Raw genomic sequence first — 13,186 nt, 5'->3', positions numbered from 1 at the left:
GCCAATTGTAGGGCTTATCCCAGGAAATCTCATGATTTCATTTACGGCGGTCACGTAGAAGTTCAGCCCTGATTGAGACATCTAAATAACCGCGCTCCCGGTCGGTCCCCATACCGTTTAGATACGGTCATAATCTGATCCGATCTTTCGCTGCCTAACCCGTCTCCATATCCTGGCAGGAAACACGTTCAGCACCTTCCCCCACCCGTCGAGGCTTGCCCCTAGTTGCACCGCTCGGGACAGGGGGGCATTCCTGCAGGGGGAATCACCCCTTGTTTTGCCGACCTTAGCTCTTTGCCGTGGCCCATTGCAGCTGATGGTTTCGGTGCAGGAAATTTTGTTGCCTAATTCCCCGGGCGCAAGCGGAACAAGTGGACAGCCAGAGTTAGCATGAGGATTTAACAGCGAAGAGCTCGGCAAGGCAAGAGGCTATCCTCAAACAAGCGCTTCCTCTAATGCGCCACTTAAGTACACCCCAGCCTGACGTCAAACTTGGGCAAATAAGCGTCAAAAGGGGCCGAAGGTATTCATCGCACGGGTTCGATGAGTAGTCTGAGTACTAAATCCGCCTGTTCTAACTTGATGAGTTCAATGCATCGGGGTGTTGTCGCTCGTCGGCTCCCATGGCCATGAACGCCCGCGTCCTACCTACCTCGTCAGCTGGTCGCGTCCCGCGGGAGCCCAGCCCAAAGCCGGCCCCAGCTTGCCAGCAATATCCGTCAGGATCTGGACGTAGTCCTCGTGATTGAAGCTGAAGGGCAGGGCGAACGCCACCTCGTCCACCTCCTGGAACCCCGCATGCGCATACAACTGCTCCGCGATCTCCTCGCTGGTGCCGATCAGATCAGCCGCGAACATCATGCCCCGCGGCCCCTGCGGCGCAGCAGTGCGGGGAGTGCGTTCGTCTACGTACCGCTGGTACTTCTCCCGCTGGGCAGGAGATGCCGAGTCAGTCGGGATCACTACCAATCCCTGCGAAACCCGAGCCCCAGCATGCCCCGCCAAAGCAGCCGCTTCCCGGAACGCCCGGATCTGCGACTGCTGGACCAGGGCAAAGTCCGGTTCCTGGTCCCTATCTGGGAAGATCACGCTGCTGGAGAGCAGGTTGAACCCATTCGAACCGGCCCACACCGCTGACTTCGTGCTGCCGGCCCCATACCAAAGCCGGTCCCGCAGCCCCGGCGAATGCGGCTCCACCCGGTTGGAGAATTCCTCCACCACGCCCTGTTTGCCGGAGAATTCCCGCACCGGCTCCCCGGCAACCAACCGCGCAAACCGCTCCACCCGGGCGTAGCTGAAGTCCTCCACGTCCGCGGTGTCCGGGTACAACTCATGCTTCACTGTGTCGTACTGCATCGGCTCCCCCACGCTCACGCCGGGGTTGATGCGCCCTCCGGCCAGCAGGTCCACGGTGGCAAGGTCCTCGGCCAGGCGCAGCGGGTTCTCCCAGCCCAGGGGCGTAACGGCAGTGCCTAGCTCAATCTGCGAGGTCCGCTGGCTCGCGGCAGCCATCACCGCCACAGGGGAAGAGAGGCCGAACTGCAGGTGCCGGTGGCGCAGCCAGGCACTGTCGAACCCCAGCCGCTCCCCCAGTTCGATGATCTGCAGCGTGGACTCGTGGCCCGCAGCCGGATTGGCGGGATCGAATAACCCAATGGTGAGGAATCCCAGCTTGCGCAGGGGACGTTCGGGATGCGGCATCGGCTTCCTTCCAAGCGGCGGACGTGGCTGGGTTCAGACTAGGCGGGATCCCCGTGGTTGAACCAGCAATCATTGACGAAAATGACGGCATTATGGTTAGGCTCGCCACAAGCCAGCGACGGCGCCGGCACGGGAGGAAAACATGTCACTGCAGGAAATCGAGTTCACGTCCGCCAACGGCCGCGACACCATCCAGGCCTGGGTCTACGAACCCATCGGCCAACCCAAGGCCATCGTGCAACTCATCCACGGGCTCGGCGAACACTCCCGCCGCTACCTCCACCTCATCTCCACCCTGGTGGACGCGGGCTTCATCGTGGTGGCCGGAGACCACTCCGGGCACGGGCGCACGGCAATGCAGCAGGGCACCTGGGGCGACGCCGGCGAGGACGCCGCCAGCGTGGTGGTCGCCGATGAGGTCACCCTCCAGGCCAAAGCCCGAGAGGCACTCCCCTCGCTCCCCTACGTGGTGTTCGGCCACAGCTGGGGCTCCATGATCGCGCGCGGCATGGCCGTCAATCCAGGTGCTCAGCTTTCCGGCCTGATCCTCTGCGGCATCGCCGCCCAGATGCGGGGCATCGAGAAGATGATCGACCGGCCGGAACTGGCGCGGCTTGCCTCCGGCGAGCGCGGCGCGGAGCCCGCGCCCGAGGAACTGGTGGGCCAGTTGTTCGACGGCTTCCTGGGCCGCTTCGGCGAAGGTGCCGGCCCCACCGCCTGGGTGGCACTCGATGCGGACGTCGTGACCGACCACGGGAGGGACCCCTTCAACAACTTTGGCGCGCCGCTGAGCGCCCGCTTCCTGCAGGGCTTCGTGGACCTCTACGATCAGGTCACCTCGGACGACTGGTACAAACAGCTCCCCGCGGACCTCCCCGTGCTGATCCTCGCCGGCGACCAGGACCCCGTGACCAACTACGGCGAAGGCGCCTACCACGTGGCAAACCGCCTAGCGGATTCGGGCCACGCGGACGTCCGCACCCGGGTCTTCCCCGGCGTCCGGCATGAGGTGCACAACGAACCCACCACCCGCGCAGAGACGGAGCGCGAGACGGTCGAGTTCATCCAGCGTGTCACCCAGCGGCAGGACTCCCCCGCACCGTCAGTTGCAGGCTGACGGTCCCGGAGAAAAGCACCCCCGCTGGAAGGTTCGACGGCGGCACTCACCCGCCGCCGCCGTCGTCGAACCTTCCAGCAAAACCAGCCGGTCACGTCAGGCGCGCGCAGGTCTCTGCTGCCAGCGGGACAGGCGTGCGAACGTGGGGCCAGCGGGCGGCGGGATTTGGCTGGGTCGGCGCCCCGCCGCCGTCGGCGCAGTTCCAGCGCCAGCGCCCCCTGTCCGCGCGCCATCGCCCACCGCTGGTTCGCGGCAAATGCCGGCTTGAGCAGCCAGCCCAGCCGCCGCAGCCCTACGGCCGCGCCGGCCGGGACCGGTAAACGTGCCCGGGCAGCAGCGGAATCCCCTCGAAGAGCTGGGGGACGGACACCAGCTTGTAACCCTGCCCCTGCAAGCCCGCAATCAGTTCCTGCTGCCCGGATAATGTCGAGGGCTGGACGTCATGCATGAGCACCATCGCCCCGGGCGTGATCTCCTTCAGCACCTTGGGCACGAAGGCCGCCGGATTCTTGCTCTGCCAGTCCAGCGAGTCCACGGCCCAGATCATCAATGGTTTGCCCACAGCCGCCTGGACCGTTGCATCGGCCGCGCCGTACGGCGGACGCATCATGGTGGGAGTGGAACCCGTGGCGACCAGGATCGCGGCATCCGTCCGGTCCATCTCTTTCCTGATCGCGGGCGGGGACAGCTTGGTCAGGTAGGGGTGGCTGAAGGTGTGGTTGCCGATTGCGTACCCGGCCTCGGCAACCTGCCTGGCGGTTGCCGGGTTGGCGGTGGTGTTGGACCCGGTCATGAAGAACGTGGCCTGCGCGTCGTTGGCCTTCAGGATGTCCAGTAACTGGGGCGTGGTGCGGGGGTCGGGCCCGTCGTCGTAGGTCAGTGCAGCGCAGGGGACAATATCGCAGTTCACGTGCCTGTGGGCCGGGGCGCTGGCCGGGCGCGGTGCTGCGGCGGCGTTCAGCTGCCCCAGCACCTGGCGGCCGTAATCGCTGAGGGCAGCCGCCGTGTCTGCGGCATTCATCGTGGCCGTCACCTCCCGGCCGGGCATGCCGGGCTGCCCTGCGGAGACGGTTAGTTCGCCTTCCGGACTGAGGACAAGGTCGGTCGGGATTCCTTGCGGGGCGCGGGCCGCGATGTCGGCAGGGACGCCCGCCGCGCGTGCCTGGATGGCCGGTATGGCGTCAGGCCTCAGCAGGTCGGTGCCGCTCCGGACCGCGCCGGAGGCCAGGTCGACATAAACGGTGGCGGACGCCATCGCGCTGACTCCCTCCGGCCCGGCGTCCGACACTCTTTGACGGACCACAAGCACATTGCCCTTGGCCTGGACGGGTTTGGCCGAAATGACCATTTCCCGGCCCTGGTGCTGGCCGGCATTCAGTGCCATCGCGGGCCGGTAGCGGCCACCCGCCGGAGCCGCCGCATCCAGGAGTCCCAGCAGCCACGAGTCAATCTGGGCGTTGAAGGCGGGCAGCCCGTCAACGTAGGTCCAGGACGCGTGGACGTGGTGGTTTCCCACCTGGGCCGTCAAGCCCATCGGGTACCCGCCCGGGACAGCGGCCGGCTGATCCAGCACGTCCGACAATGGCGGTGGCATCGGCACCACCCGCGGCTGGCTGGAAACCCGGTCATGGGGCTGCAGCAGGGAAGGGGCCACCGCACTGCCAGCACCGCTGGCCAGCACCGCCGCTGCGCAGAGCGAGGCAACGAGCAAACGCAGGCAGGCAACAGCCACGCTCCCGCGGGTGCGCCCCATACCCAGCCCCATCGATCCGCACGCTCCTCAGGTGTTGACCTCTCGATTGTCCCTTACTACCAGCCCCACATGACAAAACCGGAGGCAGTCGCCTGGAACCGGGGAGCTGCGGCAGCCTAGATTGTCACGTTGAGTCCCGCTGTGTAGCCGGCAGCGGCTGAACCGCTCATTGTTGCCAGCTGGTAGATGCCGCCGTCGTCGCCGAACACGTTGTCCGATTTCAGGGTGGTGCGGGTCATGTTGGTGATGCTCTTCTCGTATCCGGGGGTGGCGTAGACGTCGTCGCAGGCTGCCTTGGGCAAGGCGATCTGGGAGACGGCCAGGACCTGCCCGGCAGCCGTTGCGTTGTTCATCGACTCGAACACCTCGAAATGGATGTGCGGCCAGCGCCCGGAGTAGGCGGCCGGGAAGATCGACGTGAAGGTGACCTGCCCGTTGGCATCGGCTTCCTGCACACCGCGCAGGTAGTTTTCGTTCTTCAGGCTCGAGTCGTACATCGAGTATTTCCCGTCCCGGTCACAGTGCCACGCGTACACCGCGGCGCCGGCCATCGGGGCGCAGCCGTTGGCGTTGTCCAGGAGGGTCAGCGTGAACGTCAGCGGAATGCCCTCGGCCTTCGCGGAAGCTGTGCCGAAGCTTGAGGTGATGTCCCGGCGCACCACTCCGGACGCTTCCAGGACGTTCGGCCCGTTGGAACCGTCGCCAGGATAGGGGCCCGCGGTTTCCTGCGGAATTTCCACCCCGCACTCGTCGATGGCCCGCGTCAGCGTTGGCGTGGCGGTGCCGGTGTCCGAGGCCGTGGCAGATGCGGCGGACGTGGTGGCTGCCGCCGTCGTGGTTGCTGCCGGCGAGGTGGAACCCGTGTTTCCGGCCGGTGAACACGCGGCGAGCGCGGCCACCGCACCGCCCGCGCCCAGGAACAGTCCCAGGGACCTGCGGCTCACCAGGGTGTTCAGGTCAAACTCCAGCCCCCGGTCATGGTCGGGGTGCGGCTGGTCAAGGTCGGGCTGGCGGGGTGCGCGTGAAGTGCTCATGATGCAAGGAAACCGCACGGGGCTATGCCGTGGGCCGGTTGCTGCTGTGCCGTTGCTGTGCGTTCGGACGGAGCTTCTTGCACGGCCGGCCGGGGGAAGGTACGACGGCGGCACCCGCCCGCCGCCGTCGTCGTCCCTTCCAGCGAAGCCGGCCCGGCGCATAAGGCGCCGGAAAAGCGAGGCGGGGCAGGCCCATTGGAGCCTGCCCCGCCTCTTTGCACCGGCCGATGCCCTGCGCCCGACTTTCGGGTTTCCTGTTGCGATGGAGTATGCAGGAACATCTGCCGGCGGGTCTGGTGCGGACGCTGCGGCCTAGAGCGTCCTGGGATCCTCGGCGTACATCTTCAGCCGGATGTTCAAGGCGTCGGACATGTGGCGGGCGGCGATCTCACCCGCACGCCCGGAGTCGCCGTCCCCGATGGCGGCCAGCAGCTCGGCGTAGTCCGCCAGCACCACCGGCCACCGTCCCGGGTAGGTCAGGGTGGTGAGGGTGTACCGGCGCACCTGCTGGTCAAGGCGTTCCAGCAGTCCGATCAGCGACGGGCTGTGCGTGGCGTGCCACAGCTGGGCGTGGAAGGCGCGGTTGGTTTCGGCGAGCGCCCGGCCGTCACTGGGATCCAGCTGCTGCATCTGCGTCAGCAGCCCCGTGAGCAGCTGGCGGTCCAGGGCGGTTGCCTTGACGGCGGCCTTGGCGGCGGCGGCCTGCTCCAGGATGATCCTCGACTCGTAGATGTCGATGATCTCCTCGGCCGAATGCGTGCGGACCACCACCGCCTTGCCGCGCCGCTCCACCAGCCCGTCCTGCTCCAGCCGCTGCAGCGCCTCCCGCACGGGCGTCCGGGAAGCCCCGTAACGCTCGGTGAGCTTGGCCTCCGTGAGCGGCTCGTCAGGCGCAAACACACTCGCGAGGACATCCTCGCGAAGCCGCTGGTGGATGGGACTGGCCACTTTTTCCTCTTTTCCGTTGCTGGTGGGGGCTGCTGGGTTGCTTACGCGATGGAACCGGCGCGGCGGCCGAACACGGCGCCCGCCGCAAGCCCGGAGCCGCCGGGGTAGTTTCCGCTGAACAGTCCGCCCAGCGCTTCCCCACAGGCATACAGCCCTTCGAGCGGCTCCGCGTCTTCGGTGAGCACGCGGCCCCAGGTGTCCGTCTTGAGGCCACCGAAGGTGAAGGTGATGCCGCAGGTCACCGGGAAAGCGTAGAACGGGCCGGTGGCGATGCTGCGGGCCCAGTTGCTCTTCGGCGGCTGGGTGTCGGCCCGGCGTCCGTCCTTGACGTTGGGGTCAAACGGGGCGCCCTCGGTGATCGAATCATTGAAGTCCTGCACCGTTTCCTCCAGCCCTTCGGGGCTGATGCCGGCTTTCTGCGCCAACTCGGCGAGGGTCGGCGCGGTGACCACCGAAACCCCCGGCATGTCGTACTCCTCGGCGCGCAGCATGGGGCGGGACGAAGCGTCGAAGATCTGGAAGGCGGCCGAGCCCGGCTGGGCAAGGATGTCCCGGCCGTACTTCGCGTAGGTGTAGTTCCTGTAGTCGGCGCCCTCGTCCACGAACCGCTTCCCGTCGCTGTTCACCACGATGCCCAGCGGGTACCCGCCGCGGGTGAGCTGGTTGGTGAGCTCCAGGTTGCCCTCGTTCTCCGGATGCCAGGCGTCCCAGGCCACGCTGTGGCAGGTGGACCAGTCGCCGCCCCTGGCCGCCCCGGCGTCGAGGGCAGCGAGGATCATCTCCCCCGTGTTGCCTGGCGTGCCGCGTACCTTCGCGTTCTGCCAGCCCTCCCCCAGGTGCCGGCGGCGCAGTTCAGGTGAGGCTTCAAAACCTCCCGAGGCGAGGATGACCGACTCGGCCCGGAGCTCGCCTTCTCCAGATGAGCTGCGGTACCGGACGCCGCGCACGTGGCCGTCCTCCTGGATGAGGCCGGTGGCTGCGCAGTCGTAGATGACCTCAACGCCCACGCGCTCAGCAGCTGCGCGGTGGTCGGCCATGAGCCCCTTGCCGCCGCCCACATTGCCCACGTGCAGTCCGCCCCAGAACAGGTACCCGCCGTCCTGGGTCCGGTACGCCTGGCGTTCGTACATCAGGCGGTATTTGAGTCCCAGGCCCTGAAGCCAGCGCAGGGTCGGGTTGCTTTCGCTGACCAGGACCGCGGAAAGTTCGGGGTCGTTGCGCCCTTCGGAGACCTTGGACAGATCGGCAAGGTATTCGGCGGCCGTGTAGGCGGGGACTTCGCTGGCGGCGTGCCGCTCATCAGGTTCCACGAATTCGATCAGCTCCTGGAGCCCGTCGTGGGAGATGCGCGTGGCACCGGCGGTGTAGAAGCTGTTGCCGCCCGATGCGGCTTCCCGTGCCTTTTCGAGCAGGACCACTTTGCGTCCACGCTCGGCCGCCGCAAGTGCTGCCGCAAATCCGGCGTTGCCGCCGCCCACTACCAAAACGTCGCTCTTGATCATCGTCAATCTCCTCAGCTCCATCGCTGTACACGATTGTATACATAGGTATGCCGTCGCATGCAATAGCATCCTGGCGCAGGCTTCACGGGCTCGGCGGGAGGGTTTAATGCCGGGATTTGTGGCTATCCCAGGCGCGGGTGGCTGATTTCCTGGGCGTCGATGTACATCTGGATGCGGATGTTCTTTGCCTCGTCCATGTGGGCGCTGGCGATGCGGCCGGCCTCCTCCGCGTTCCTGGCGCGGATGGCCACCAGCAGCTCCTCGTGTTCCTTCAGCACGCGGTCCCAGCGCTCCTTGGTGGAGAGCGTGGTGCCCGGGTAACGGATGAAGTGGACCAGGATCCGGTCGAGCAGGTCAAGGAGGGCGGCGCTGTGGCTGGCGGCCCAGATGCGCTCATGGAAGGTGCGGTTGGCGGCGGCCAGTTCAGCCGGAGTGGCGGCCTCAAAATCAAGGGTGACCATGGCCTGGTGCGCGCGGTCGATCAGCATCAGGTCCATGTCCGTGTGCCGGAGAGCAGCAGTTTTAGCCGCCGCCTCCTCCAGGAAGGTCCGCACCTCATAGAGGTCCAGCATCTCCTCCGGGCGATACTCCCGCACCTGCATGCGTGAACCGTAGCGCTCCACGAGCCCCTCGGTTTCGAGGCGCCGCAACGCTTCCCTGATGGGCGTCCGGGAGACGTTGTACTTCTTGGCCAGGGCGCTTTCGACGAGCTGGGCACGGGGAGGCAGCTCCTGCGAGATGATGGCGTTCCTGATCATCAGGTAGGGGCTTGTCTCTGGTTGCGACGCCACGGGCGGCCTCCGGTCTTCATGGAAACAAGCGGCAGGACGCGCCGGCGCCATACCTTTAGCCGCAATTCTAACGCACTGCATACCGTTTGGGCGCGCAGTGAACACCGTGCCGATTTTCCGCACACCATCTCGCCCCGCAAGGCACCAAGGCTGCCGTGTCGGTATTCATATTCAAATGACTGTTGCTTAAGTCATATTAACGGTATACCGTCTGTGACCAACGCCATACAGCACAGCAATTACCGGATTCCGGTTTGCCCAGCTTTGAACATTTATCCGGCGACTGCACACGGCAGCGCGGGGTATTTCAGGAGAACCAATGACGCTTCTATTCAGGGAAGAGCCGCAGGCCGGCACCCTCCCGGTCACCCCGGTACCGGCCACCCTCGTCCGTGGCGGCACCAGCAAGTGCTGGATATTCCGTGACGAGGACCTTCCGGCTGACGCCCTGGAGACGGACCGTCTCCTCATCCGCACCTTCGGCTCGCCGGACCTCCGCCAGATCGACGGAGTGGGGGGCGCCTCGTCCACCACCAGCAAGGCGATCACTGTGGCGGGCACCGACCCGGACGGAACGGTCCGCTACCGGTTCGCCCAGGTGGCCATCGACAAGCCGGCCGTGGAGTGGGCCAGCAACTGCGGCAACTGCGCCACAGCGCTGGGCCTGTACGCGCTCCACGCCGGACTGGTCGCTCCCACCGGGGAAGTCACCCGGGTCCCCATCCTGAACACCGTGACCGGGCTTCGCCTCGTTTGCGAAATCCCCACACCCGAGGCGCAGGTGCCGGCCTACGGCGGGCGGCGGCTCGACGGCCAGCACTACCCCGGCGTCCCAATCGACGTCATTTTCCAGAAGGCCTCCTGGTCCAGCTACGGAGCACAGTTCCCTACAGGCAACGCCGTCGATGACATCGAGGTCGACGGGCGCAGCTTCCAGGCAACACTGATCGACGCCGGAGCCCCGGCGGCGCTCTTCGACGCACAGGACCTGGGGCTGGACGCCACCGGCAGCGAGGAAGCTTTGGAGGCGCTGGTCCGGATCGCTCCGCAGCTGCGCGCTGCGGCCGCCTGCAGGATGGGACTGCCGCAGGACCTCAGCTCCATTCCGAAGGTGGGCATCGTGGGGCCTCCGCCCGCAGGCGCAACCGGCGTTTCGGCCCGGATGATCTCGATGACCGCGCTGCACCCCGCCATCGGCCTCACCAGCGCGGTCGCCGTCGCTGCCGCTTCGGGCACAACAGGCAGCGTGGTGCAGCGCAGCGTGGTTCCGGCGGCGGAGGCCGGACTCTTTATCCACCTGCTGAAAGGCAAGACGGCGCTGGCATTGGATGCAGCCGATCCCGCCGAAGTCTCCTTTCAACGCTCGGCCCGCGTCATCAGCGAAAGCACCATCCTGGTGCCCAGTGACTGAAGAAACCCCTACCGGAAAAACCCAGCCAAGGAATCAGCCATGAAAATCAGCATTCAAAACCTGCAGCTGAAGTACGGAAGCTTCACTGCCATCGAAAACCTCAACCTCGACATTGAAGACGGCGAGGCCCTGGTCCTCCTGGGCCAGTCCGGTTGCGGCAAGACCAGCACCATGCGCTGCATCGCCGGCCTGGAAGAGCCCACCTCGGGGCGGATCATCATCGACGACGTGGTGGTGTTCGACTCCGAAAAAGGCATCAACCTGCCCCCGAACAAGCGCAACGTCGGCATGGTCTTCCAGTCCTACGCGGTATGGCCGCACATGACGGTGGCCCAGAACGTTGCCTACTCCCTCAAGCAGAAGAAGCTTTCCAAGAGCGAAATCGATGAGCGCGTCATGGAGGCCCTCACGCTGGTGGGCCTGGAGCCCTACGCCGACCGCGGCGCCAGCCTGCTCAGCGGCGGCCAGATGCAGCGCGTGGCCCTGGCACGCAGCCTGGTCATGCGGCCCAGCGTGCTCATGCTCGACGAACCGCTCTCCAACCTTGACGCCCGCCTGCGTGACCGGCTCCGGGTTGAACTGCGTGAAATCCAGCTCCAGCTGGGGCTCACCTGCGTGTACGTCACCCACGACCAGCACGAAGCCTTCGCCCTGGCAGACCGCATCGCCCTGCTCCAGGGCGGCCGGATTGTGCAGATGGGCGCCCCGCAGCACATGTACGAGGCACCCGCCAGCGCGTCAATAGCCCACTTCCTCGGTGTTTCCAACATCATGGACTGCACCCCCGAGGGCACCGCCGCCGGGTCCACCACCGCACGCATCACCAACAGCGAGCTCACCATCCAGTCGGCGCAGCAGGCCAGCGACGCCGGCACATCCCCCAAGGTGTGCATCCGGGCCGAGGACCTGCAGATCACCGCCATGCCCGCCGAACACCCCAACTCATGGCCGGGGACAGTACGCGTGGCAGGGTTCCAGGGGAACGACATCCGGTACGCCATCCAGCTGGAATCCGGGCCCGAACTGGACGCACTGGGCGGACTTCGCCGCGGCGAACAGCACAAAGTGGGAGACCGCGTGTGGGTGACCGTCAACCCCCGCGAAGTCCAGATCCTGCCGGCTGAGGTCCTCGCATGAGCCTCAAGACCACCGAGGCGGCCACCCGCGCCGACGCCCGCCTCGCACCCACGCCGGCGCCCCGGGACTACCGTGCAGCCCGGACCCTTTCGGGCCTCCGGAAGAACACGCCGGGCCTGATCGTCCTGGTCATCCTCGGCGTCCTCATCGTCCTCCCCCTTGCCCTGGTGTTGCTGGCCGCGTTCTCGGACAGCGTTCCCCGGCCCGGCAGCATCTCCCTGGGCGGCCTGACACTGTCCAACCTGGCCCTGCTGGCCACCCCGGAAGCACTCGGGGCCCTGGTCAACTCGCTCATGGTCGGTGCCGGCTCAGCGATCATCGCCCTGCTGATCGGGGCATTCCTGGCCTTCGTGTGTGCCCGTTCCGATGCGCCGTGGCGGAAGTTCATCTTCTTCATCGGCATGGCGCCGATGTTCATCCCCGCCCTGGTGGGTGCCCTGGCCTGGTCGCTGCTGTGCTCGCCCAGCGCCGGCTACATCAACATCTTCCTCCGCGACCTGGGCATTGATGCCGCCATCAACATCTACAGCCTCCCGGGCCTGGTGTTCGTGCTGGGAATCTTCTACGCCCCGTACGCCTTCCTGCTGCTGCACAGCTCGCTGTCGATGATGAACGCCGACCTCGAAGAGGCAGCCACCGTCCACGGGGCGCCCCTGCGCACCATGCTGCGGACCGTCACCCTGCCCCTGGCCCTTCCCGCCATCCTGGGCTCCGCCGTCCTGGTCTTCGCCTTGACCATGGAGAACTTCCCGGTGGCCCAGGTCATCGGCAACCCCGCCGGCGTGGACACGCTGCCCACCTACATCTACCGCCTCATGAGCGCCACGCCCGCCAAGAGCAACCAGGCGGCGAGTGTCGCCGTGATCCTGACCGTTGCGCTGATGGCCGTGACCCTCATCCAGCAGCGCATCATCAACAAGCGCAAGTTCACCACCATGACCGGCAAGGGCAACCGTCCCCGCCAGGTGCCGCTGCGCAAGATGCGCTGGCCGTTCACCATCCTGGCCCTGGCCTACTTCGCCGTTTCGGTGGTCCTGCCGATGCTGGCCCTGCTGGCCGCTTCGATGCAGGCCACCCCGTTCGTGTCCTCGATGTCGCAGCTGCTCGAAGCCAACTCCCTTAGCTTCGCGAAGCTGATCGAGGTCCTGGGATCCAACGACTTCCAGCTCGCCCTGAAGAACAGTGTCCTGGTGGCCCTGATCGCAGCCTTCGCCGGCACCACCCTCAGCTTCATCGCCTCCTACATCCGGTACCGCACCAAGTCCAAGGTGGGGCGGCTGATTGAACTGGTGGCCATGACCCCCCTTGCCGTCCCCGCCATCGTGATGGGCATCGGACTGCTCTGGACCTGGCTGCTGCTGCCGCTGCCCATCTACGGCACCCTGGCGATCCTCGCCGTCGCCTGCGTGGCCGTGTTCATGCCGCAGGGCTACCGCGGCGTCTCCGCGTCAATGCTCCAGATGGACCAGGACCTCGAGGACAGCGCCGTGATGCTCGGCGCCGGGCGCACCAGGTCCGTCCTGGACGTGACCCTGCCCCTGATGCGGGTGGGCATCATGTCCTCGTTCCTGCTGTTCCTCATGCTCTCCATGCGTGAGCTCAGCGCCTCCATCTTCCTCTTCACCTCGAACACCCGGATCCTGTCCATCCTCGTGTTCGACAACTTCGACAACGGCCAGAGCCAGGCAGCTGCCGCCGTCAGCGTCCTGTACTGCCTCGTCATCGGAATCCTCGCCGTCATCGCCCAAAAAGTCGGCGGCGAACGCAAGACCAAGAACTGACCTCACACCCA

At 66.2% G+C, this 13,186-nt stretch carries 10 protein-coding genes; 4 read left to right on the top strand and 6 right to left on the bottom strand.

The genetic code is table 11. The annotated features are described in order from the left end of the window. Positions 1-648 precede the first annotated feature (648 nt). The gene (locus tag NIBR502771_RS06565; RefSeq protein ID WP_141159026.1) at positions 649-1,701 is read right to left on the bottom strand and encodes an LLM class flavin-dependent oxidoreductase; all 1,053 of its coding nucleotides are present in this window, start codon (positions 1,699-1,701) and stop codon (positions 649-651) included. 142 nt (positions 1,702-1,843) lie between these two features. Between NIBR502771_RS06565 and NIBR502771_RS06560 the strand changes: the two genes are divergently transcribed. Beyond that, entirely contained in the window at positions 1,844-2,818 is a 975-nt protein-coding gene (locus NIBR502771_RS06560) for an alpha/beta fold hydrolase (RefSeq protein WP_141159025.1), read from the top strand. A 292-nt stretch (positions 2,819-3,110) separates the two neighbouring features. On the opposite strand, the gene NIBR502771_RS06550 is transcribed toward NIBR502771_RS06560, so the two are convergent. The 5 genes from NIBR502771_RS06550 to NIBR502771_RS06530 form a co-directional block, all read right to left on the bottom strand. Beyond that, positions 3,111-4,571 (bottom strand): polysaccharide deacetylase family protein, encoded by a 1,461-nt coding sequence (locus NIBR502771_RS06550; protein ID WP_246839829.1) that lies wholly within the window; start codon positions 4,569-4,571, stop codon positions 3,111-3,113. Positions 4,572-4,687: 116 nt separating this feature from the next. Next, complete coding sequence (locus NIBR502771_RS06545) at positions 4,688-5,605, bottom strand: intradiol ring-cleavage dioxygenase (RefSeq protein ID WP_141159024.1); 918 nt, start codon at positions 5,603-5,605, stop codon at positions 4,688-4,690. Positions 5,606-5,917: 312 nt separating this feature from the next. After that, positions 5,918-6,553 carry a GntR family transcriptional regulator gene (locus tag NIBR502771_RS06540; RefSeq protein ID WP_141159023.1) on the bottom strand — a complete coding sequence of 212 codons (636 nt, stop codon included), beginning with the start codon at positions 6,551-6,553 and terminating at the stop codon, positions 5,918-5,920. A gap of 41 nt (positions 6,554-6,594) precedes the next feature. Then, positions 6,595-8,055, bottom strand: a complete 1,461-nt coding sequence (tcuA, locus tag NIBR502771_RS06535) for an FAD-dependent tricarballylate dehydrogenase TcuA (protein WP_141159022.1) — start codon at positions 8,053-8,055, stop codon at positions 6,595-6,597. A 122-nt stretch (positions 8,056-8,177) separates the two neighbouring features. Next, positions 8,178-8,846, bottom strand: a complete 669-nt coding sequence (locus NIBR502771_RS06530) for a GntR family transcriptional regulator (protein ID WP_246839828.1) — start codon at positions 8,844-8,846, stop codon at positions 8,178-8,180. 319 nt (positions 8,847-9,165) lie between these two features. On the opposite strand from NIBR502771_RS06530, the gene NIBR502771_RS06525 reads away from it, so the two are divergent. From NIBR502771_RS06525 to NIBR502771_RS06515, 3 genes are read left to right on the top strand one after another with little or no spacing between them, the layout of a single operon-like run. Beyond that, positions 9,166-10,257 carry a PrpF domain-containing protein gene (locus NIBR502771_RS06525; RefSeq protein ID WP_141159021.1) on the top strand — a complete coding sequence of 364 codons (1,092 nt, stop codon included), beginning with the start codon at positions 9,166-9,168 and terminating at the stop codon, positions 10,255-10,257. 39 nt (positions 10,258-10,296) lie between these two features. Further along, on the top strand, positions 10,297-11,394 hold the full coding sequence (locus tag NIBR502771_RS06520) for an ABC transporter ATP-binding protein (RefSeq protein WP_141159020.1): 1,098 nt from the start codon (positions 10,297-10,299) through the stop codon (positions 11,392-11,394). Continuing rightward, the gene (locus tag NIBR502771_RS06515) at positions 11,391-13,175 is read left to right on the top strand and encodes an iron ABC transporter permease (protein WP_141159019.1); all 1,785 of its coding nucleotides are present in this window, start codon (positions 11,391-11,393) and stop codon (positions 13,173-13,175) included. The genes NIBR502771_RS06520 and NIBR502771_RS06515 overlap by 4 nt, the downstream gene beginning before the upstream one ends. The last annotated feature ends 11 nt before the right edge of the window (positions 13,176-13,186 follow it).

This window comes from Pseudarthrobacter sp. NIBRBAC000502771, from assembly GCF_006517215.1.
Lineage (GTDB): Bacteria > Actinomycetota > Actinomycetes > Actinomycetales > Micrococcaceae > Arthrobacter > Arthrobacter niigatensis.
Note: the sequence above shows the minus strand (reverse complement) of the source record. Positions and strands in the feature narration are given on the sequence as shown.

Bases quoted from the DNA above. Each gene is read 5' to 3' on its own strand.
- tcuA (WP_141159022.1), bottom strand. From the start codon at position 8,055: ATGATCAAGAGCGACGTTTTGGTAGTGGGCGGCGGCAACGCCGGATTT.
- NIBR502771_RS06525 (WP_141159021.1), top strand. From the start codon at position 9,166: ATGACGCTTCTATTCAGGGAAGAGCCGCAGGCCGGCACCCTCCCGGTC.
- NIBR502771_RS06550 (WP_246839829.1), bottom strand. From the start codon at position 4,571: ATGGGGCGCACCCGCGGGAGCGTGGCTGTTGCCTGCCTGCGTTTGCTC.
- NIBR502771_RS06520 (WP_141159020.1), top strand. From the start codon at position 10,297: ATGAAAATCAGCATTCAAAACCTGCAGCTGAAGTACGGAAGCTTCACT.
- NIBR502771_RS06515 (WP_141159019.1), top strand. From the start codon at position 11,391: ATGAGCCTCAAGACCACCGAGGCGGCCACCCGCGCCGACGCCCGCCTC.
- NIBR502771_RS06565 (WP_141159026.1), bottom strand. From the start codon at position 1,701: ATGCCGCATCCCGAACGTCCCCTGCGCAAGCTGGGATTCCTCACCATT.
- NIBR502771_RS06545 (WP_141159024.1), bottom strand. From the start codon at position 5,605: ATGAGCACTTCACGCGCACCCCGCCAGCCCGACCTTGACCAGCCGCAC.
- NIBR502771_RS06560 (WP_141159025.1), top strand. From the start codon at position 1,844: ATGTCACTGCAGGAAATCGAGTTCACGTCCGCCAACGGCCGCGACACC.